This window comes from Rhizobium sp. WSM409, from assembly GCF_057653825.1.
The window spans coordinates 284917-306209 of record NZ_JBYGKP010000004.1 but is presented as its reverse complement, the minus strand read 5'-3'; the positions used below and the strand labels follow the sequence as shown (position 1 = coordinate 306209).

Here is a 21293-nt window from a genome sequence, read left to right as displayed (position 1 = left end):
TCCGTCGACGAAACCGAATATTGATGACCCTCGACGCGATTGGCGGCGTCTGGCGCTATGCGATGGATCTCGGTGCCGGGCTTCGGCGCGAGGGGATGGAAATCGTTTTCGCGGGCCTCGGACCCGCACCGTCGGCAACACAGACCAGCGAAGCGACAGCGCTTGGGCAACTGGTGTGGCTCGATGCCCCTCTCGACTGGATGGCGGCGAGCAGGGCCGAAATATCTGCCGCGCCCGCCGAAATCTCTCGGATCGCCAGAGCCTATGGCGCCGATCTGCTGCATCTCAACCTGCCGTCTCAGGCCGCCGGGATCGATACGCCGCTGCCCGTTGTCGTGGTTTCCCATTCCTGCGTCGTCACGTGGTTTGCCGCGGTGCGCGGCACGCCGGTGCCCCCCGACTGGGCCTGGCAGCGCGACGCGAACCGTGAAGGTTTCGACCGCGCCGATGCCGTGCTTGCGCCAAGCAGGAGCCATGCGGACGCTCTGCAGGCCGCCTATGGTCCTCTCTCCCGGCTGAAGGTGGTCCACAACGCCAGTCGCGTCGGGTCCGACCCGCGTCCAAAGAAGATTTTCGTCTTCGCGGCCGGGCGCTGGTGGGACGAGGGCAAGAATGGCGCGGTGCTCGACAGGTCGGCAGCGGTGATGCCCCTTCCCGTCGTCATGGTAGGTTCCTGCTCGGGTCCTAACGGACAGCGACTGCAGCTCGACGACGCCGACGATCGCGGGCCGCTGCCTTATTCGAAGACCATCGCCTTGATGCGGCGCGCGCAAATCGTCGTATCGCCATCCATCTACGAGCCTTTCGGCCTGACCGTCCTGGAGGCGGCGCGATGCGGCGCGGCCCTGGCGCTGTCCGATATCCCGACCTATCGCGAGCTATGGGATGGATGCGCGCTGTTCTTCGATCCGCATGATCCGAAGGCCTTGGCAGCCGCGTGCATGCGCCTCAGCGAAGATGAGCAATTGCGCGCCGAACTCGTCGTGCGATCGCTGCAGCGCTCGCGAGTCTTCAGTTTGGAACGGCATGCGGCAGCGGTGCTCGAAGCCTATGCACGACTGATGAACGACAAATTTAACCTGGTAGCGGCGGAGCAATCATGAAATTTCTGTTTTACACCCATTCGCTGGTTTCCGACTGGAACCATGGCAACGCCCACTTCCTGCGCGGCATCATGCGGGAGCTGACCCGCCGCCATCACGAGGCGCTGGCGCTCGAACCCGAGCAATCCTGGAGCCGCGGCAACCTGCTTAGCGATCAAGGGCCGACGGCGGTCGAGAAGTTTCACGACACGTTTCCGCAGCTGCGTTCGCAAATCTACGGAGCGCATTTCGATCACGAGGCGGCGATCGCCGAGGCCGACGTCGTCGTGGTCCACGAGTGGACGGAGCCGGCACTGGTGGAGCGGATCGGGCGAGCCCGGCGCAAAGGCGCTGATTTCACCTTGTTGTTCCACGACACGCATCACCGGGCCGTGTCGGCGAAAGGCGACATCGCCGGACTGACGCTTGAGGATTATGACGCCGTGCTCGCCTTCGGCGAGACGCTGCGGCAGCGCTATCTGCGGGCCGGTTGGGGCAGATCGGTCTTTACCTGGCATGAGGCGGCCGACGACGCGCTGTTTTATCCGAGACCGGAGATCGAAAAGACAGGCGATCTCATTTGGATCGGCAATTGGGGCGATGACGAGCGCTCCGCCGAGCTGATGGAATTCCTCGTCCGTCCCGCGCATGCGCTAGGGCTGAGGGCGACCGTTCGCGGTGTGCGCTACCCCAGGCAGGCGCTCGACGCTCTCGAGGATGCAGGCATCGCCTATGGCGGCTGGATCGCCAATGCGGAGGCGCCACTCGCTTTCGCCGACCACAAGGTGACCGTGCATGTACCGCGACGCCCCTATGTCGAAAACCTCCCCGGCATTCCGACGATCCGTGTCTTCGAAGCGCTCGCCTGCGGCATCCCGCTGATCTGCGCACCCTGGCACGATGCCGAGGCGCTTTTCAGGCCGGGTAGAGATTACCTTGCCGCCATGAATGGGACCGAGATGACCCGCCTGCTGCGCGAGGTGACGGCGGATGATGCTCTCGCGGCCTCGCTGATCGCATCCGGTCTGGAGACGATCCGGGCGCGGCACACCTGCCGGCATCGCGTCGATGAACTTTTCGCCATTCTGGAGCAATGCGGCACGGCGGGCGTCGTCGGGCGGTTGCAAGCCAAGGAGGCCGCCGAATGAAGATCGCCTTTTACGGATCGAGCCTGGTTTCCGCCTACTGGAACGGCGCCGCCACCTACTATCGCGGCCTGCTGCGCGCTTTGGCGCGGAAGGGCTACGACATCACCTTCTACGAGCCCGACGTTTACGACCGGCAGAAAAACCGCGACATCGATCCGCCGGAATGGTGCAAGGTCGTCATCTATCAAGGCACCATCGAGGCGCTGAAGCAGGTGACGGCGGCCGCGGCCGAGGCCGATATCGTCGTCAAAGCCAGCGGCGTCGGCTTCGAGGACGATCTCCTGCTGCAGGAAGTCCTTCGCCATGCCAGGCAAGGGGCTTTGAAGATCTTCTGGGACGTGGATGCGCCGGCAACGCTTTCCGAGCTGCGGCAGAACTCCGAGCACCCGCTTCGCAAATCGCTGAGCCGGATCGACCTCATCCTCACCTATGGCGGCGGCGACCCCGTGATCGACGCCTATCGCGGCCTCGGGGCAGCCGACTGCGTGCCGATCTACAACGCGCTCGATCCTCAAACCCATCATCCGGTGCAGGAGGAGGCGCGGTTCACCGCGGATCTTGCCTTTCTCGGCAACCGTCTGCCCGACCGTGAAGCGCGGGTCGAGCAGTTTTTTCTCGAACCCGCGGCCCGCCTGCCGCGGCAAAGCTTTCTGCTCGGCGGGTCCGGCTGGAGCGACAAAGCCTTGTCGTCGAACATCGTTCACATCGGGCATGTCCCGACCCGCGACCACAACGCGTTCAACGCGACGCCGAAGGCGGTGCTCAATATTTCCCGTACCAGCATGGCCGAAAACGGTTTTTCGCCGGCAACCCGCGTTTTCGAAGCCGCGGGCGCCGGCGCCTGCCTGATCACCGACTACTGGCAAGGCATTGACCTGTTTCTGAAGCAAGGCGAAGAAATCCTGGTGGCGCGCGACGGCCAGGATGTCGCCGATCTTTTGACCGGCCTGACATGGCAGCAGGCCAGGGCGATCGGACAGCGGGCGCTAAGACGTGTGCTTGCCGAACATACCTATAGCAATCGCGCCGAGACCGCCGATGCCATCTTCCGCGCTCATGCCGCGCGAGCGGAGGCGGCCGAATGACCAATCCGCTCGATATCCTCATCCTCGGCCTCTCCTTGTCGTCGTCGTGGGGCAACGGTCACGCGACGACCTATCGCGCCCTCATCGGCGGCTTGCACGCCGGGGGGCATCGAGTGTTGTTCCTGGAGCGCGACGTGCCCTGGTATGCGGCGCACCGAGATCTTCCCGATCCCGACTTTTGCCAGCTCGTCCATTACAGCGACATCGAAGAGATGATCGAAAACCATGCCGATCGGATCAAGGCGGCGGACGCGGTCATCATCGGGTCCTACGTTCCATCCGGCGTGGCGGTTATCGACAGGATCGCCGCCCTGAAGCCCCGACGGCTGTGCTTTTATGACATCGACACGCCGGTGACGCTGGCGAAGCTCGACCGCGGCGACGAGGAATATCTGGCGCGCCGACAGCTTGCGACCTTCGACGCCTACTTCTCGTTTTCGGGCGGTGACGTGTTGGCGGGTCTCGAGCGCGGATACGGCGCGCGCAAGGCGATCCCTCTCTACTGCTCCGTCGATGCGAGCCGATATCGGCCAACGGACGAAGCCTTCCGCTGGGATTTCGGCTATCTCGGCACCTATAGCCCCGACCGACAGCCAACGCTGGAGCGGCTGCTGATTGAGCCTGCCAGGCAACTGCCGCATCTGAGCTTCGTGGTCGCCGGTCCTCAATATCCTGAAAATATTGACTGGCCGGCGAATGTGGAGCGGATCGAACACCTGCCGCCTGCCGATCATCCGAGCTTCTACAGCCGGCAGCGTTTCACGCTCAACGTCACGCGAACCGACATGATCGCAGCGGGCTGGTCGCCGAGCGTGCGGCTATTCGAGGCCGCTGCGTGCGGCACGCCGATCATCAGTGACGAGTGGCGCGGCTTGAACGAGTTCTTCGCCGACGGTCAGGCGATCATCATCGCCAAAGGATCGGGGGATGTCGTCGACGCCCTGACAACCATCGCCGCCGCGGGGCGCCGTGCGCTCGCATCGGCCGCCAGGGCGACGGTGCTTGAACGCCATACCGGCGAGGTGCGCGCTCGTGAACTCGCCGCCGCCTTGCGAGAACTGCCAGAAGAAGGGGGAGAACGACAATCGTCCCCAGCCTCAATCCATTTCAGCTTAGGAGACGCATGATGCTGCAAAGGACGCGAAACGGAAGAGTAAAGACCGTGCTTGTCGCCGGAGGAGCCGGTTTTGTCGGTTCTCATTTATGCGATGCGCTGCTGGCCCGCGGCGACCGGGTGATCTGTGTCGACAGCTATATCACCGGATCGGAGGACAATGTCCGGCCGTTGATCAACCATCCGAAGTTCCATCTGATCGAAAAGGACATCTGCCATCTCTATGGTGTCGACGAGCATTTGGACCAGATCTACAACCTCGCGTGCGCGGCATCGCCCCCACAATATCAGGCGGACCCGGTGCATACGATGATGACCTGCGTTGCCGGCACCGGCAATTTGCTTTCGCTGGCCGAACAGCATCATGCCTCGCTCCTGCAGGCGTCGACGAGCGAGGTCTACGGGGACCCCGTCGAGCATCCGCAGACAGAGGATTACCGCGGCAATGTCAGCTGCACAGGCCCGCGCGCCTGCTACGACGAAGGCAAGCGGGCGGCGGAAGCGCTTTGCTTCGATATGCTGCGGGCCGGCAAGGTGGACGCACGTGTTGCCCGCATCTTCAACACCTATGGGCCTCGCATGCAGCCGAGTGACGGGCGGATCATCTCCAATCTGCTGGTGCAAGCCATATCAGGCGCGCCGCTGACGATTTATGGAAGCGGCGACCAGACGCGTTCCTTCTGCTTCGTCAGCGACCTCGTTGCGGGCCTGATGGCGCTGATGGATGTCGATCCAAATCCGGGCGTCCCGGTTAATCTCGGCAATCCCGGCGAGTTCACGATCAACCAGCTGGTGGACATGGTGCTGGCCATGGTGCCGTCGACATCCGTCGTCGTCCACAAGCCGCTGCCGCAAGACGACCCACAGCGCAGACGGCCCGATATCTCACGCGCAAAAGACCTTCTCGGCTGGCAGCCGACGATTCCGCTTGCCGAAGGTCTACGCCTGACGGCCGATTGGTTCATCGCCGCGGCCCGTCCAGACGGCGACTTCGATGACGCGCAAGTCACGCGGCGCTCGACTTGGCGACGGCGCGCAAAAGCTGGACGCGCCGCGATTGGCATCTGACTCGAGAGCGATAACAGACAAAGGAGAGCCGAGATGGATGCAGCACAGCCGACGAGAGATCCGAACCTGCAAAAGCGGATCCAGCAACTCGGGCCGTGGTTTCAGAATTTGAACATCGGCGGCCACATGACAGCGGCCGATCATTTCCTCGGAGATTATCCCACCTTCAAATGGAAAGGGTTCCAGCATGTCCTGCCGGCCGATCTTAGTGGCCTCAGCGTGCTCGACGTCGGCTGCAACGCGGGTTTCTATGCCCTCGAGATGAAACGGCGCAACGCCGCCCGTGTCGTCGGCATCGATTCCGACCCACGCTACCTCGCGCAGGCCCGCTTCGCGGCGGAACAAGCGGGAGCGGAGATCGAGTTCCGGCAGATGTCCGTCTACGACGTCGCCCGACTGGGTGAAACATTCGACCTGGTGATCTTCATGGGCGTGCTCTACCACCTGCGCCACCCCCTGCTGGCGCTGGATCTTCTCTATGAACACGCCGTCGGCGACATGATGCTGTTCCAATGCCTCCAGCGGGGCGACGAGCGCGTTCCCGACCTTAGGGAAGATTACGACTTTTCCGAATGGAGCATCTTCGACCAGCCTGAATATCCGAAGCTCTTCTTTGTCGAGGAACGCTACGCGTCGGATCCGACAAACTGGTTCATCCCCAACCAGGCGGCGGTCGAGGCGATGCTGCGCAGCGCCGGCTTTCGAATCAACGACCATCCGGAACGCGAGGTCTATCTGTGTCGACGAGGCCAACGCCATTATGCGGTTGAGCCGCCTCCGGTGGCCGCACCTTGAAAGACTCGTTTCGTCGGACCACAGCTGCGCCAAGCACGGATTTCAATGAGGCGGAAAGCCTGCCGCAGCATGCGGTGCACGGGCTTTCACCGGCCGCTTGCTCAACCGCAGCCGAATATCGAAATGGTTGAGGGTGCCGGGCAGGTCGTCGACTGTCAGAGACGGCTGAAGCAGCGTGATATCCGCCTCCGACAACAGCGCGCCGATGGCGAAGCTTGCAATCGCTGGTACGAGATTGTGGGCTGGACAAATGGCAGCACCAGCGCTGAAAGGTACGAATCCGACTGTCGGCAAGGTGTCGTTGCGCCCCCAGATACTTGGTTCCATCCGGTTTGCATAAGCCAGTTCGGGATCACGGTGAAAGAAGGGCGCGAAAATGATGACGCCCGTGCCGCGCACCACGGTCCTGTCGCCGGATTTGACATCCTCGGTCAGCTCTCTGAGAATGACGGGTGTCGTCGGCCAGAGACGCAGAGCCTCGAGCAGGCAATTGCGCGTGAAGGGACGATCAAGGTCGGGATCTTTAACTTCGTCAACGGCGTTGGCCCAGTAGCTCGGATGGCAGGCAAGCAGCGCAAGCGTCCGGAAAACGGCCACTCCAGCAGCGTCGAAGGCAAACAGCCATTGGGCCACCTGACTTTCTAAATCAAAATCGCTGCCTTTCGGCAGCCGAGCAATCAGGCTGCCCTCCTCCGGTTCGCGCAGATATTGGCCGAGCTGCTGCTGAAACTGCCGACGCTTGCGCCGATCGATGGAAGCTGCAAAAGCCCAATTCGCCCGACTTCGAAGGTCGTTCAAGGTCTTCGTCAAAGTGACGTCGTTGCGCGCGCGATCGCCGAGTACGGTGCGGCGAACAATCCGGAACCAGGCTCGCGAGAACGCAGACCAATCGAGTTCGTTCGGCCGGTCGGAACCGATACCGTCCAAAATCTCCAGGAGTTCGGAATCGACGATTGTCTTGAAGCCGGCCGAAGATGGATGCAGCCGCCCCGCGCTTGCCAAAGCATGTTCATGGATCGGCCGAAGCTCGGCCCGCCGCGCGGCATCTGAGATCAGCACGTTTTTCGGTTCGAAATGCGCAAGAGCGGAGCGCTTGACCCGGGTTGCCGTGGCAAATGGCTGGACTGAACACTCGAGCACCGTGGAGACGTCGGAGGGGTCGAACACCAGCAGCTGCGGCCGGAACGGGACAGGCAAAAGCAGAGGCTCCCTGCCATATTTCTTCACCAGCCGCTGCATCTGACTGACAGCACCCGTGTCCAGATCCTGCCGCTGTGCCAGGCGTTCCATGATCGGGCGGCGAATGATGACACCTTTGGCAGCCGTCGGAACCATGACAGCCGCAACCACACGCAAAGTGTCGATCCGGCTGGCACGATTTATCCGGACGAAGCCGGCGGGTCTTTCCCTGGAAAAGATGGCTCGATTGCGAGAATTCATGATCCCGAAGCCCTTGCTGCATGGAGTAGCCGATCGGCCTTATTTCCGAACCGGGACAACGGCCGATTGTTCCGGGCTGATCACCGATCCTCGATAGACGATGCAACTGGGAGGCAGCGGAACAGAAGCCGGCTCACCGCGTTGTTTCGAGCGCATGAATGCGTGGAGGCCCCATGCCCGACGAACCAGCCGCGAACGCATCTGACCTCGAACCGCGAAAAGGCAGCCCGAGCCCTCGCCTCGACGAGCGAGAATTCAAGAGGCGTTTCCTAAGCCAGTTCAAGGATCGGGTTTACGACACACTGGATAACGAACTCGGCAAGGTGGCCGCGGCCGCATGGAACGCATACGCCCATTCGCGAAAGAGCCCGATAACCAGAAAGGCTGGACCAGGATTTGCCGATCCCGACTATGATCTTGGCGTCGATTGGCTCGAGGCGAGAGATCAAATCCGCGCTGCGCAAGCGCGCTTCGAGGACGAAAACGCGCCATCGCGCGTCCTCCTCGTCAACGGCTCGTCGCGAAGCGAACATACCTGTCCGGGCGAGATTTCGAAAAGCTTCCGAATGGTCGAGATCGCCAAGGAAGTGTTTGCCGAAGCCGGCCTAACCGTGAACGTCCTCGACCTCAGCCGCATCGCTTCCGAATATGGCCGACAGATCCATCCGTGCAAGGCGTGCTTCTCGACATCGGCCGTGCTCTGTCACTGGCCGTGCTCCTGCTACCCGAACTACTCCCTCGGACAGATCCACGATTGGATGAACGAAATCTATCCAATGTGGGTCGAGGCGCACGGCATCATGATCGTCAGTCCGGTGAACTGGTACCAGACACCCTCGCCGCTGAAACTGATGATCGACCGGCTTGTCTGCGCCGACGGCGGCAATCCAGATCCGACGAGCACGCATGGCAAACACGCCAAGGAGGCCAAGGAGCTTGAGATGCAAGGATGGGACTATCCCCGCCATCTTTCCGGCCGCTTATTTTCTGTCGTCGTCCATGGCGATACCGAAGGCGTCGAAAATGTCCGCCGCAGCGTCTCGGATTGGCTGACGTCGATGGACCTCGTCCCGGCCGGAGCCTTGGCCGAGGTCGACCGTTACATCGGTTATTGGGAGCCCTACGCCACCAGCCACGACGCCTTCGAAAAGGACACCGCTTTTCAGCAAGAGGTGCGCAATGCCGCCAGAACCCTGTTGGAGGGAATTACCTCACGACGCAATGGCAAGATGGTCGCGGCGGGAAGACGGTTGAAGCAACCGCGTGAGAAGTGAGCGACTGGATTGGCGAAACGACGATGACAGGGTTCTATTTTCATATTCGGGACGGCGACCAAGTGGAACGGGATCTCGAAGGAATCGAATTGCAACGTTGAGGCTGCCGAGCAGGAAACGTTGATGGCCGCCTGGGAAATGGTCGCAGAATTGGATGCGGGGACAGCCCATTCAGGGCAAGATAACGAGATCGACGATGAGAACGGCAACCGTGCGCTCGCGGCGCCGTTCCTGTCGATCGATTGAGAGGTCCGGTCAGGCATGCCCGCAACGTGGTTATTCCTTGCCCGAACCTGGCTCAGCCATCTTGGCGTGCTGATGCGCAAGGATGCTCGCGGGTGTCACGTTGGCGACGGCCGCCTGGAGCTTGTTCTTCCAGCCGCTGACGACATCTCCTTCGCCGTCCATCATGGCATCGAAGCCGATCTTGGCGACTTCGGCCGGATCGTCTTTCTTTGCCTGTCCGACCGAGGTATCCATGAGGTCGGCGCGTCTGAAAAATTCCGTGTCGGTCGCGCCGGGCATCAGGCAGCTGACGGTCACACCCGTTTCCTTCAATTCCTCTCGCAACGCGAAGGAGAAGCTGTTGATGAAAGCCTTCGTGCCATTGTAGACGGCCTGATAGGAACCGGGCATGAAGCCGGCGATGGAGCCGGTGAGGAGAATGCGACCCTCGCCGCGGCTGCGCATCAGGTTGCCCACCTGCTGGACGAGATAGATGGTGCCGACGATATTCGTATCGACGACTTTCCGGGCCTCCGCGAAATCCTGATCGAGGAAACCCTTGCCGAGGCCGCGCCCGGCATTGGCCATTAGCAGATCGACCGAACGTCCGGAAGCTTCGATGGCTTCCATCAGCCGGTCGACGCCATCCTCGGTTGAAAGGTCGGTTTCGATTGCCTGGACCGACGTGCCAAACTCCTTCAGGCTCGACGCTGCCTGCTGAATGCGTGCCTCGTCGGCGGCGACGATCAGATCATAGCCTTCCCGCGCCGCGCATTTGGCCAGCTCATAGCCAATGCCGGTCGAGGCGCCGGTGACCACCGCGAGACCCTTGCCAAGTTCATGCTTATCCATGTTTCTTCTCCTAGACTTCGGAAAAAGGTGAAGCCACCGAACCTGAAAAGCGAAGATATGTTCCGGCGAGGGTGCGAGACGCAGAGGCCGCAACAGATCCTGTACATGGCGCGCGCCATGTTCAACCGCGATAGAGAGACGGCTATGCGAACCCGCCGTCGCCATTCTTCCCATCCCGACGTGACGAGTATCGGAAGCAGGAGCGCTCAGTCGATCAGCTGGTTCCCAAGTAGCGAATGCAAGGTTTCGCGGGCCCGGCTGACGCGGCTTTTCAAGGTGCCGATGCGGCAGCCGCAGATCCTGGCGGCATCTTCATAGCTTGTTCCGGCGGCCACCAGCGTCAACGCGCGGCGTCGGTCGTCGGAGAGGCGCGTCATTGCTTGTCGCAGCTCACGCTCGCGAAGCGCCCACTCCTGGCTCGGGGCGACAGAGACCTGTTCCATGGTCACATCCATTCCGACCGGCTCGCGCTTCCGCCGACGATAATTACTGCAGAACGTATTTCGAAGGATGGTGAAGAGCCAGGACTTGAGAGAAGTGCCTGGATGGTACAGCTGGATCGAATTCAACGCCTTCAGCAGCGTTTCTTGCACGAGATCATCGATGTCGTCCTCACTACGCAGGAATCTTCGGGCAAATGCGTGCAACGCCGGTGTCAGTTCGACAATCTCCAGCTCGACCGAGGATGTTTCTTGCGACGCGGGACGTTGTGAAGATAGAGCCGTCATTTTTCTCTCCTGGGATGAAAGGAAAGTTCCAAGCATCTGAATCGTTGCTGTACGATATCGGACGAAAATCTCGTTTTCGCTCATCGGCGGACCGCCTCCAAGTCAACTGAACGCATGAAGACGCCGGAATGCTGTTGCGGATCACCCAAAGGCATCGCTGGAAGGCGCCACGATCCGGACTTGAAACGACGATCCGGCGAAAATCGTTCCCACGCGATGCCGCACAGCTTTGATAACATTCACGTATCCGGCGAGCTCCGTGCATAACTGCCAAATTCCGTGAAAAGATAGGCGCCGCAGGAACAACAAACGTCGGCAATGGTTTGATCAATCGCCGACCGCAACCCGAGTCGGTCTCGTCCTTGGCCGGACAGAGATGGCGCCGCCATTACGGGGGCGTCATCTCCGCGCTAATGTTCGACCGAGCGAGAGCCCATCAACACGCCATAGGAGGACGCAAATGGCAACTGAGAAGACGCTGAACGATCTGTTCCTCGACACGCTCAAGGATATTTACTACGCCGAAAAACAGATCCTGAAGGCGCTGCCGAAAATGGCCCGTGCCGCCCAGTCGGAGGAAGGCAAGGCCGGTTTCCTGCAGCATCGGGACGAGACCCAGGCACACGTCGAACGTCTGGAACAGGTTTTTGAAATGATAGGCAAGCCGGCACGTGGCAAGACTTGCGAAGCCATTCAGGGCATCATCGCCGAAGCTGATGAGATCATGGACGAGTTCAAGGGCACGGTCGCCCTGGATGCCGGACTGATCTCTTCGGCGCAGGCCGTGGAGCACTACGAGATAGCCCGTTATGGCACGTTGATCGCATGGGCCAAGCAGCTTGGCTTCAAGGAGGCCGTCCCGCTACTGCAGGCAACGCTTGCGGAAGAAGAAGCGACCGACAAGAAACTTACGCAAATCGCCGAGACCTCGGCAAACGTAAAGGGAAAGCGCGCGGCCTAATACGGCGACGCGCCTTCACGGCCGCCGCATGGCGGCCGTTCATCGTTTGGCTCTTGTGCCCCGCCTCGGCGATCGGGCAAGCGCCGCAATGCTAGATGAGTTGGATATGAGCGTAATTAGTTTCGATAAACTGCGCGATACCCGCGAACGGCCTGACGCTCAATTCGTCCGAAAAGACGAACACGGGCAGACAATGTATCTCTTCGCACTGGAATATGAGATGGGGCCATCGACTTGGTCCGCCAAGATCTGGGCGTATTCATTCGAAGATGCCGAAATGCGGGTGAAGGCAATGCGTGAGAGCCTTGCGGTCTGCGGTCAGATGCATGCGTCGATAGGCGCTTAGCCTAGTGAAACGCAATCGATCGACGGTGGACAGCTAGGTGTGACTCATCCTAGCGACCGATGCTTTCAAGGTTGGCGCCAGTTCACCATGTCCTAAGACAAAAAGGCGTTCCTGCGAACGCTTTTCGTGGCGATATACCGACATGGACGGCTCCGCGATCGCTTGGGGGATTCCCGCGATGTGCGATGGTCGGATTGGCTGTCTGATTTGGACTCCGCTCCGAGGAGCGGTTCATCGTCGCATGCGCGTTAGGCGATTTGGGAGTTCGCGATGCTTGAGTCATCCAGCCTTGAACCAGAGCTTTTCTACTGGGCCAGACGCCGGGAAGTGGAAAGTGCCTGGGAAGTTGTGCAAATTTCGACCGTGATTGGGGGGACGTAAAGAGGCGCAAGCAGGAGCGACCGGGGCCAATTATAGGCGTGGCTCCCTCGTCATCTTTAAGTGACGAAACTTGCTCGCGCGGTCGTCATGGATCCGCGGTGGAGGGGCCCTTTCAGCGCTGGCACTCACGTCGACCTGCTTGCGGTCGTAAAGAGCACCAGCGGCTCCGCAAGCCGACCCCAATCCAACGCCGTCTTATGTCGATGTCTGGCGACAAGGAGAACTAGACATGCACTTGATACAGCTATTTATACCGGCAGCGCCGCAATCGACGATCAAGATAGAAGACGTCATCGCGAAAGTTCAACGCGAGATGACGGAGCGCCATGGCGGAGCGACGGCATACCTCAACTCGCCAGCAAAGGGGCTTTGGTCCAACGGCGAGGGGGCGGAAGAAGAAGACGTCATCGTAGTTGAAGTCATGGTGGACACTCTCGATAGGGCCTGGTGGCGTCGATATCGTCGCAACCTCGAACAACTGCTCAGACAGGATGAATTGCTGGTGCGGGCGATTCCTGTCGAGGCGCTCTGACAACTTGGTGCCCCGATGGAGACGCAATTCCGCAAGCTCGAGGTCCACCGCAAAGGCGACGAGTTCGCAGGCTGGCCGGCGAATTATGGTCTTTGGTCGTGGGGTGACGAGGTGGTCGTCGTTTTCGCGCGCGGCAAACTCGGAGCGAAGGGGGAGCTTCACGAACTGGACCGTGATTACCCATTCGTGCCTTGGCAGGCACGGAGCCTGGACGGCGGTCTGACCTGGATGAGCGAGCGGTTCTCCGGTCGCGTGCCAGGTGGGATGTCACTTTCGGCCGATGAGCACTTGAACGCCGATCTCAAGGTTGGTTTCCGTCTGTCGGCTGATGATGAACTCCGCTGCCTGGAACAACCCATAGACTTTCTCGATCCAGAGACGATCGTCATGTGCGCCAGAACCGATGTGCAGGGCGATGCTGTGAGTTGGTTCTATGTCAGCCGGGATCGGGCACGGACATGGCGGGGTCCATATCCTTTCACCGGTCTGGACATTCCGATTTCCGCGCGAACCGATATCGTTCCTATTGGGAGGAACGATGCGCTCTTCATGCTAAGCACCTCCAAAGAGGATGGCGCGGAAGGCAGAGTGTTCTGCGCCCGCACGGCGGACGGCGGGCGCAGCTTCGTCCTTCAAGGCTTTGTGGGGCCAGAACCCGAGGGCTATTCGATCATGCCGGCATCGACGCCACTTTCCGGTGGCGCCATTCTGACGCTGACGCGCTGCATGGGGACAGGCGGCGACAAGGGTTGGATAGAAGCTTTCACTTCCGATGACCAAGGGAAGACTTGGACGCGGAAAGGCCGCGTCGTCGACAATACAGGCAGCAACGGCAATCCGCCCGCGCTCGGGCGGATCGACGGCATGCTTCTGCTCGTCTACGGTTACCGTGATCCGCCATTTGGCATCAGGATGCGCGTGAGCTGCGACGACGGCCAGACATGGGGCGCCGAGAAGATCATCCGAAGCGATGGCGGCACGGCCGATCTCGGTTATCCTCGCGTCGTCAAGCGCGATCAAGCGTCCATACTGGCCGTCTACTACTTCAACGACGGTGAGGGGGAGGAGCGCTACATCGCAGCCTCCATTGTCGCGTCGATCGGAGATTGAGAAGGGGAGTGCGAGTGTGCGCGCATCCCAATTGGCACCCTGTACCTGTCGAGGCCCCGAAGGCGCCTTCCAGCGGACCAAATGCCTGGCAAGCCTCGTTCCATCCAATCCACCGGTAAGAGATTTGTCATATTCCTACTTCGGCATGGCTTCGATAGGGCGAGCAAATGGAATCACGCCGGGGTTCGTCCATGTGAGAACGTCTCGCTCCTTTGATCGACTGCCGTATATTTCCAGGCTGCCTAGGCCTAGCTAGGACTAGGGTCCCGACGTCGTCGTAGATCAGACGCGACAGCGCCGAAGATCAGCGAATCTGCCCAGATGTTCCGTCGCCGAGCGTGACAGCAATCGCCTCGAGTGAACTATCCTCGCCCGGTCGATTTTCTATGGCGAACCCATAAATAGACGATGAGACCGAACATGGCGAAACAATACCAGCCGAAAACCAACCCCAGGACCCATAGTTGGTCGCCGCCACGAAGCGCGAAGATCGCCGTGGCCAGGGCAATGTGAGCAACGACAAAGCCAATCGCAATGAACAGCACCCAGCGCAATCCTTGTTGGTTGTTCGATCGTACGAAAAACAGCCGCCATTTCCAAGATGGGTCAGCCCCCCGTTTGAAAGCTGGTAAATGCCAAATTAGGAAAAGCGTCCTGTCCGCCTGGGATAAATGGTCGAGGGGCGTTGCCCAACGATGATCACCACTTGGAAAAGTCGCCGCGATGCGATGGTGGTGGTTGCAATCTGTCGGAATCACGTCGTCTCGGTGTACCGCCGTGCCCGTCGCAATTCGCGGCAGCAGGCTTCCGGTCCGCAGCCGCGTGCAGAGCGAACTGAGGAACTCTTCCGTCGTAAGCAGATCGAGCTGCACGGAAAGTCTGTCAGCAGCTCCGCTCTAGAACCAGCAGAAAGCCTGGGCCGTTGAAGAACATATCCCCCTGGGCGTGCCGGGATCGACTTCCACTGCCCCGCAAAAATGAACACGTAACCCACCAAGTTCTCAACGCCAACCACCGGTGCGTTTCCGCAAGGCTGCCGCGTTCAGATCGGCGATGACGAAGGCATGCCCAATGCTGTTGATCTGAACGCCGCGGAACGGCAAGATAGGCGACTTATCATGCCGGGCTTTGAAGGATTTCGAATGCCACGCTTCTACTTCAACATTCTGTCTGAAGCAGGATCGCTCGACGACTGGGAAGGAACCGAGCTTGCTGATTTGGATGCCGCTCGCATTGAAGCGGTGCATGATGCTCGCGCATTGATGAGCAGTGCCGTGCTGCTTGGATATGACATCGCGTCAAGAAGCGTCGAGATCAGAAACGAAACAGGCGATATCCTGCTCGTGTTGCCCTTTTCGGAAGCGGTGAAGCCAATGGGCTGATCTACCTGGCGCCGAGCGGAAGACCCAGCAACCTCTCATATTCGCGCTCCGGCACTCCATAACAGCCACCGGCAATTTCGATCAATTTCTCCCTGTCCAGAATTCTAACGTTTCCGCGGGTCGATCGGATGGCGTGGACGCCCTCAAGGACGTGTAGTTCATTGGTGACGCCCGAACGCCGGACACCGAGCATCAATGCCAGAAATTCATGGGTAATGGCCAGGTTGTTGCCTTCGAGGCGGTCGTGACACATCAGGATCCACCGAGCCAGCCGCTCATGCATATTGTAGCGGGCGTTGGCGAGCGCCGAATGGGCGAGCTGCAGCACGGTTGTGTGAACATAGCGAAGGAAGAAATCCTTCATCTCGGGATCATCGGCGAGCGCGCGCTGAAACGTCTCCATCGGCACCATAATTCCCGACCCTGCGACCTGCATGAACGTGCGCGTGGGGGTGGTCTCTACCGCCAGGACGACGTGCATGCCGGATGCGCCTTCGGGCCCGATGTGGCCAATTTCCACCACTTCTTCGTCGATGCTGCTGACAACCATGGATCCCAAGCCTCTTTCCAAGAAGCAGACATGCGTGGTTGGGACGTCGCTGGCAACAAGAACGTGCCGCAATGGAAGGTCGATGCGCTCCATCGCTCCCGAGAGGCGTGCGAAACCGTCTACGCTCAACATTTTCAGTAGAGTGTTCTCGACGGTCGATTGGTCGAAGTGATGCATAGCAGCTCCGCGTGGGGAGCTTGGATGTCAAGCCAAACGCCTGTGGGTGTGGTGAAAAACTACGGGACGGCCGTCGGTTTGACCAGAGGTCCCGAGGAAGTGTGCGTTTATGACAAAACCGCACATAAGCCACTGAAATCCTTGATGTGCAGTGGCGATAGGCCGGCAACGATGTTTGGTGCCGACCAAGAGAGCTTAGCACATTTTGCCTCGGCATGCGCGCTCATTGCGAAAGGACGAGCGATTCACAATATAAATATCTGCCCCTCGTCGATCGTTGAAAAGAAGTCGCAATCAATCTCGCCAGCCAAGTCGGCGGCAATGCGCTTCGGCGATCAGGACGGCCTCCTTTCGGTCGGCATAGGGACCTGGCAGATAGACCGTGACTCCGCGGAAACTGACGATCACCGCCTTTGTCACGCTATCGAAGACGATAGCCATATCCCGCTCGTAGGCCATTTGCTTTCCTGACGGCGCTTACCCCATCGAGATGTGCTCTTTTTTCGAATGAAACAAGGTGCCGACACGGCGATTCTTCAGGCGCGAGAGCTTTTCGCGGCCTTGGACCGAAGCGGCGAAACGACTGGTGTCACTGGCGGTCCATCTACCGACTGGTGCAGAAACGCACAGGAACTTTTCTGACTATCTGTCGTTGGGCCACAAGGATCGCACAGGTCCCCCTCTTTTAGCGGGGCCGTACGCCACCCCTTCCTTCCTGTGCGATCCGTTCGTTCCCAACCTCCCCCGCTTCGGCGGGCTTCTTTTTGCAAGGCGAAAGCGGACCGGCGTTCATCGCATTAACGGGCAGCGGCACGAAAAGCGCATTGCCAGGTCGCGCCGCTCGGATCCATTTCTATGATCCGGAATTCTCCGATACCGCTGAGCCCGTCCATGGAATCCTAGAGTTCACGCGTGACCGTGTGAGGGACGTGCTCCCGAAGGCGGACGCGTTGATCGAGAATCTTCAGCTACCTGACCTTGACGATCGGGGTGTGCTCGCCGCTGTCAACGCTCGAAAAGCTTCTTCATTTTGCGTGCCGCGCCATGAGGATTTCGAGATCATTCGACAGGTCAACGGGGCCAACATCCAATGAGCGGTCCCGGCCAGCGCAATCCCGTTGGAAGAATAGCAGAGTTTGTTTCCACCTGGCGGAGATGAGCCGCATCTGCCTCGGCGCGGCCTCCACCAATGATTAGCTTCAAACCCATGATCGCAATCTCTTGTCGTAGGTTTGTGGAACGATACGCCGCAACAGGCGGTCACGAACTATTCAGGGACAGCTGCATAACTCGACCCCGCTAACGGCAGCGGAACAAAGGGTTTTTTCGGCGGTTCATGACTGCATGTCATAGGCTGCAAGGTATTTCTGGATTGCCAAAGCATTGCCTTGATCACGGGGAGCCCAAATGCTGATAGGTTATCATGCGTCGCATGAGCAGTTCTCGCCCAGCGAACTCTTATGCTTTGTTCAGGCTGCAGAGCGCGCTGGTTTCGGTGCCGTCATGACGTCCGACCATATCGCGCCATGGAGCGAGGAGCAGGGAAATTCGGGTAACAACTGGGCCTGGCTCGGCGCAGCACTTGCAACGACATCGCTGCCGTTCGGTAGTCTCGCGATCCCCGGTGGCTGGCGCTACCACCCAGCCCTACTTGCGCATTTGGCCGGCACCCTCGCCGAGATGTACCCGAACCGTTTTCGATGGATTGCAGTCGGTAGCGGTGAAGCCCTGAACGAAAGCGTCGTGGGCAGCGGCTGGCCCGAAAAAGCAGAACGCGACGCGCGGCTTCGTGCCGGTGCCGGGATTGTCCGGGATCTCCTTCGCGGAGAAACGGTCACCGTTCGTCATCCCTGGTTCGCGGTGGAAGAAGCCAAGCTCTGGTCCCTGCCTGAGCGGTCGCCAGCGATATTTGGCGCCGCCTTGAGCGCCAAGACGGCAGGGTGGATGGGCGACTGGGTCGACGGCTTGATAACGGTGCGGAAATCCAAAGAGAGCATGCAAGAGCTTGTCGGCCGCTTCGAAAATAATGGCGGCCACGGCAAGCCGCTCGTCTTGCAGCTTCAGGTTTCGTGGGCAATGTCGAGGGAGGAAGCGCGTCTGGCGGCCTGGGAGCGGTGGCGCAATGCGGCCGTGCCACCGACTGTCTTAGCTGACCTGAAGCGCCCCAAGGACTTCGACGAGGTGACCAACACCCTCAGGCCCGAGGACATAGAAGAGTTCGTCCCACTAATTACAGAAGGATCCGAGCTGCTTGAAATCATCAGTGAATTGGCATCATGCGGATTCGAGGAAGTCTATTTGCACAATGTTTCCTTGGATCAACATGGCTTCATGCGGTTCATGGCGCAGGAAGTATTGCCGCATATTCGCTAGGCCACGTCATCCGCCAGGAGGCGATCAAGCAATCTCCTGAAGTGGCGGGTGATACCCACAGGCATCACCATAGCGCCACCTCTTCTCCTGTTCGAAAAGTTTGGCTGCTTACTGAGCGCAAGCCTGACCCTGCGGGGTCGCGTCGCTTAGACCACCTTGGGTCTGGACGGAGCCCGAAGCGGTGGCGCTCGCAGGATCACTGCCGCCGCTGCAACCGCCTGGCATGGTCGCGCCCATTGATCCATTCGTCGTGCTGCCCGTGGAGGTTGGATCGGATGTCATCGGCTGCATTGTCTGAACATTGGCACGACCATCGGTACCAATGGCATTGGGTTCCGTCGTGGTTCCAGCTCCGGTGCTGGACTGAGCAAAAGCGCTCGTGGCCATACCGGCCGCGAGCATTGAGGCGCAGATGAGCTTGATATTCATCTTTTTCGTTTCCTTCGTGGTTTACGTTGCGGCCCTCGAACATCAAGATCACTCTTCTGTTCCCAATTATCTGAAGCGTAAGTATCGATTGCACGCACCAAGACAGATACGCGACCCACAGCGGGACGACCGAGTTGACCTGTGTCATCCGCGGTCGTCTTGCTCGAATGAGACAAGGACGCTGGTCGGAATGGCGATGGGAGGCAAGCGTCAGAGGGTGACCCACTTCAGGCCCGCACGCTGACCGAAACCTGCACATGTATTCAAATGGCCCTCGCTCTCCCAGAAGCGTGTCTTGCAGCGAGGATTTTACACAGCTTGCGGATTCCGCGGGAGGACAAGCAGCCGCCTGGAAATTCCGCGCTCTCACCTTCAGGGTGTCGATGTGCAGATCCGGAATTTATCCCGAGGCGGAGACTATGCCGAGCCCGTTTCCTAAAGCCCGAGATTTCCGGTAAAGCCGCGTGGCAAGCTCGGCATAATATTCAGGCTCCGCTGTTACAATTTAGCGGAGACGAGCATGACCCCTACCAGCAAAGAACGCAGTTCTTTCGCAAACTGTCGACGACTGGCCACATCAGGTCTGCGTACGCTCCGTCGTCAACTCGACGACGGATGGAGGTTACAGTGCCAAAAGCATCCAATCGACGATCCGAACGATAACGGCGTTCCTCGAATGGAAGATGGGCTGCCGGAACGGCGACCCGACACATCTTGCCTACGATGATATTGATCGCTTCATCGAATGTCGTGCCGCCGCGAGTACATTGCGACACGGAGAACGGCGCTCTCTGGGACGTCTGAGAGCACAACGGCGTTATTACACCCATTCTCCGGATGCTTGATGTTGGCATCTCTGCGCCGCCAGTAGCGGACATAGTCGAACTCTTCCGATCGCTGGTCCCAAGAGAATTGCGCTTCCGTCGGTGAAGCGCGACAGGCGGAACCGGTGAAGATTATGGCCGATCCCGTTTCCTTGGATCAGGTCGGATGCGACCCTGCCAATTCCAGGGCCAATACCAAAACCATGGCCGCTCATTCCCGTTGCGACGAAGAGCCCGTTGATCGCGGCCACCTGATCCACGACAGGGACCACGTCCGGCATGGCGTCGATCATCCCCGCCCAAGTCGTTTTGAGACGAACTGGGCCAAATCGCGGATACAGGCTGTCGAAGCCGCGCCGTATCGAGGTCAAGTCACTCTTGCCCGGAGCGGGGTTGAGCACCCGCATTTGTTCGAAGGGACTGGGGGTTTCCGCATTCCAGTCGGTGGGGTCGACCAGCTATCTGGAAAGCCCGAGGGTGCTGCGGGAAGATAACGGGTGCCCAAAGGGTGGGCGAGTAGCGCCGGAAGATATTTCGTCGCATGACGGACCGAGTCTGGGCCGACGTACAGAAGGTGACTACCACCGGGGGCCAAGGTGTACCACCGTCATGCCTGCGGCTAAAGGCGATATCGTCGTCTATGGCCGCACCGGCGTGGAATTCCGGCAGAGGCTCTGTCGCCGCGACGGTTGCCCTAACGCTAAGCTGCGGGATCGACACACCATGCTTTCTGAGTAACAGGGATGACCATGCACCGCCCGCCACTAGCGCGATGGAGGTCGCGATCTTACCGTGCTCGGTGCAGACCCCTGCGACCCTGCCCCCAGCTATATCGAGTGCCCGAACAGCACAATTTTCGATGATCCGTTGCGAGCGGCGAGCCGTGCAAAAGCCGGAACAGCCAGCCATGGCTCGTCTCGCATGTCGGACGGGGTAGTCATTGACCCGCTGAACCTCCGACTCATACCTGAGGCCACGGACGACACATCGTTGCCGTCTACAAGGCGCGTGTCGAGATCGTGGGCAGCGGCGATCTTCATGAAGTCTTCGAACGCAGCCATGTCCTTGGCCGTCCGGGAGGCGGCAGGCTTCGATCACTATTGGCAGCTCGTCAGCGTCTCGCCCTTGCTTTCGTATCCAGCCCCAGTTGCGCGAGGACTGTTCGGCGGCAATGCGTCCTTTCTCAAGCAATGTCACTTGCACATCTCGATTAGCAAGGAAGATGGCGGTGCACACTCCGACAATTCCGCCTCCGATGATCACCACCTCGGAAGCATTAGGGATCGGACTGGAATGCTGAACGGGATCGGCTTCGGAGAAGGTAAACATTGGAATCTTTTCTTGATTGGCTTCCGCTGATCCCTAGCTCGTGGGCAATAATCGTTCAAGGTAGATGTCCGTAAGGGCGAAAACCCGC

21 protein-coding genes and 2 pseudogenes are annotated in these 21293 nt (G+C 59.8%); 15 read left to right on the top strand and 8 right to left on the bottom strand.

From position 1 onward, the window contains the following. Window positions 1-23 precede the first annotated feature (23 nt). The 6 genes from AC25BC_RS32370 to AC25BC_RS32345 are packed head-to-tail and all read left to right on the top strand — an operon-like array spanning window position 24 to window position 6292. Entirely contained in the window at window positions 24-1103 is a 1080-nt protein-coding gene (locus AC25BC_RS32370) for a glycosyltransferase family 4 protein (protein ID WP_128439417.1), read from the top strand. Then, complete coding sequence (locus AC25BC_RS32365) at window positions 1100-2230, top strand: CgeB family protein (RefSeq protein ID WP_128439416.1); 1131 nt, start codon at window positions 1100-1102, stop codon at window positions 2228-2230. The genes AC25BC_RS32370 and AC25BC_RS32365 overlap by 4 nt, the downstream gene beginning before the upstream one ends. Then, complete coding sequence (locus AC25BC_RS32360) at window positions 2227-3315, top strand: CgeB family protein (protein ID WP_128439415.1); 1089 nt, start codon at window positions 2227-2229, stop codon at window positions 3313-3315. The genes AC25BC_RS32365 and AC25BC_RS32360 overlap by 4 nt, the downstream gene beginning before the upstream one ends. Next, a complete protein-coding gene (locus AC25BC_RS32355; RefSeq protein WP_003554676.1) occupies window positions 3312-4442 on the top strand; it encodes a CgeB family protein in 1131 nt (376 codons plus the stop codon). Before AC25BC_RS32360 ends, AC25BC_RS32355 begins: the two co-directional genes overlap by 4 nt. Then, a complete protein-coding gene (locus tag AC25BC_RS32350; protein WP_128406509.1) occupies window positions 4442-5497 on the top strand; it encodes a UDP-glucuronic acid decarboxylase family protein in 1056 nt (351 codons plus the stop codon). The genes AC25BC_RS32355 and AC25BC_RS32350 overlap by 1 nt, the downstream gene beginning before the upstream one ends. A 33-nt stretch (window positions 5498-5530) precedes the next feature. After that, window positions 5531-6292 (top strand): TIGR04290 family methyltransferase, encoded by a 762-nt coding sequence (locus AC25BC_RS32345; protein WP_003554680.1) that lies wholly within the window; start codon window positions 5531-5533, stop codon window positions 6290-6292. Between the two features lie 42 nt (window positions 6293-6334). On the opposite strand, the gene AC25BC_RS32340 is transcribed toward AC25BC_RS32345, so the two are convergent. After that, window positions 6335-7732, bottom strand: a complete 1398-nt coding sequence (locus AC25BC_RS32340; protein WP_128439414.1) for a cytochrome P450 — start codon at window positions 7730-7732, stop codon at window positions 6335-6337. 173 nt (window positions 7733-7905) lie between these two features. Here AC25BC_RS32340 and AC25BC_RS32335 point away from each other — a divergent pair, with 173 nt between their 5' ends. Together AC25BC_RS32335 and AC25BC_RS32330 are read left to right on the top strand one after the other, a co-directional pair. After that, on the top strand, window positions 7906-9006 hold the full coding sequence (locus tag AC25BC_RS32335; protein WP_128439413.1) for a flavodoxin family protein: 1101 nt from the start codon (window positions 7906-7908) through the stop codon (window positions 9004-9006). Between the two features lie 123 nt (window positions 9007-9129). Continuing rightward, entirely contained in the window at window positions 9130-9252 is a 123-nt protein-coding gene (locus tag AC25BC_RS32330; protein ID WP_003554688.1) for a hypothetical protein, read from the top strand. Between the two features lie 30 nt (window positions 9253-9282). On the opposite strand, the gene AC25BC_RS32325 is transcribed toward AC25BC_RS32330, so the two are convergent. Then, window positions 9283-10083: an SDR family NAD(P)-dependent oxidoreductase gene (locus tag AC25BC_RS32325; protein WP_128439412.1), complete on the bottom strand. Its 801-nt coding sequence runs from the start codon at window positions 10081-10083 to the stop codon at window positions 9283-9285. A gap of 206 nt (window positions 10084-10289) precedes the next feature. After that, window positions 10290-10811 (bottom strand): sigma-70 family RNA polymerase sigma factor, encoded by a 522-nt coding sequence (locus AC25BC_RS32320; protein ID WP_003554691.1) that lies wholly within the window; start codon window positions 10809-10811, stop codon window positions 10290-10292. A 460-nt stretch (window positions 10812-11271) separates the two neighbouring features. Between AC25BC_RS32320 and AC25BC_RS32315 the strand changes: the two genes are divergently transcribed. The 4 genes from AC25BC_RS32315 to AC25BC_RS32300 all read left to right on the top strand — a co-directional run bounded on the left by AC25BC_RS32315 (window position 11272) and on the right by AC25BC_RS32300 (window position 14141). Then, entirely contained in the window at window positions 11272-11772 is a 501-nt protein-coding gene (locus AC25BC_RS32315; protein ID WP_003554693.1) for a YciE/YciF ferroxidase family protein, read from the top strand. A gap of 28 nt (window positions 11773-11800) precedes the next feature. After that, window positions 11801-12118 (top strand): hypothetical protein, encoded by a 318-nt coding sequence (locus tag AC25BC_RS32310; protein ID WP_244432310.1) that lies wholly within the window; start codon window positions 11801-11803, stop codon window positions 12116-12118. Window positions 12119-12728: 610 nt separating this feature from the next. After that, the gene (locus AC25BC_RS32305) at window positions 12729-13031 is read left to right on the top strand and encodes a hypothetical protein (RefSeq protein ID WP_003554697.1); all 303 of its coding nucleotides are present in this window, start codon (window positions 12729-12731) and stop codon (window positions 13029-13031) included. 15 nt (window positions 13032-13046) lie between these two features. Further along, window positions 13047-14141 carry a sialidase family protein gene (locus tag AC25BC_RS32300; protein WP_017997523.1) on the top strand — a complete coding sequence of 365 codons (1095 nt, stop codon included), beginning with the start codon at window positions 13047-13049 and terminating at the stop codon, window positions 14139-14141. A 362-nt stretch (window positions 14142-14503) separates the two neighbouring features. Here AC25BC_RS32300 and AC25BC_RS32295 read toward each other — a convergent pair whose 3' ends face one another. Further along, a complete protein-coding gene (locus tag AC25BC_RS32295) occupies window positions 14504-15013 on the bottom strand; it encodes a hypothetical protein (protein ID WP_245459835.1) in 510 nt (169 codons plus the stop codon). A 192-nt stretch (window positions 15014-15205) separates the two neighbouring features. On the opposite strand from AC25BC_RS32295, the gene AC25BC_RS32290 reads away from it, so the two are divergent. Further along, window positions 15206-15523 (top strand): DUF6894 family protein, encoded by a 318-nt coding sequence (locus tag AC25BC_RS32290; protein WP_245459834.1) that lies wholly within the window; start codon window positions 15206-15208, stop codon window positions 15521-15523. A 1-nt stretch (window position 15524) separates the two neighbouring features. Here the strand turns inward: AC25BC_RS32290 and AC25BC_RS32285 are convergent, their stop codons facing one another. After that, on the bottom strand, window positions 15525-16250 hold the full coding sequence (locus AC25BC_RS32285) for a Crp/Fnr family transcriptional regulator (protein ID WP_128439410.1): 726 nt from the start codon (window positions 16248-16250) through the stop codon (window positions 15525-15527). 24 nt (window positions 16251-16274) lie between these two features. Between AC25BC_RS32285 and AC25BC_RS32280 the strand changes: the two genes are divergently transcribed. Beyond that, the gene (locus AC25BC_RS32280) at window positions 16275-16721 is read left to right on the top strand and encodes a hypothetical protein (protein ID WP_206642393.1); all 447 of its coding nucleotides are present in this window, start codon (window positions 16275-16277) and stop codon (window positions 16719-16721) included. 560 nt (window positions 16722-17281) lie between these two features. Here AC25BC_RS32280 and AC25BC_RS32275 read toward each other — a convergent pair. Further along, window positions 17282-17521 (bottom strand): annotated as a pseudogene (locus AC25BC_RS32275) (HNH endonuclease); the annotation flags it as partial. A gap of 136 nt (window positions 17522-17657) precedes the next feature. On the opposite strand from AC25BC_RS32275, the gene AC25BC_RS32270 reads away from it, so the two are divergent. Next, on the top strand, window positions 17658-18623 hold the full coding sequence (locus AC25BC_RS32270) for a TIGR03885 family FMN-dependent LLM class oxidoreductase (RefSeq protein ID WP_128439408.1): 966 nt from the start codon (window positions 17658-17660) through the stop codon (window positions 18621-18623). 108 nt (window positions 18624-18731) lie between these two features. Here AC25BC_RS32270 and AC25BC_RS32265 read toward each other — a convergent pair whose 3' ends face one another. Beyond that, on the bottom strand, window positions 18732-19052 hold the full coding sequence (locus AC25BC_RS32265) for a hypothetical protein (RefSeq protein WP_128439407.1): 321 nt from the start codon (window positions 19050-19052) through the stop codon (window positions 18732-18734). A gap of 820 nt (window positions 19053-19872) precedes the next feature. After that, a pseudogene (locus tag AC25BC_RS32260) lies at window positions 19873-21211 on the bottom strand (NAD(P)/FAD-dependent oxidoreductase). Window positions 21212-21293 lie beyond the last annotated feature (82 nt).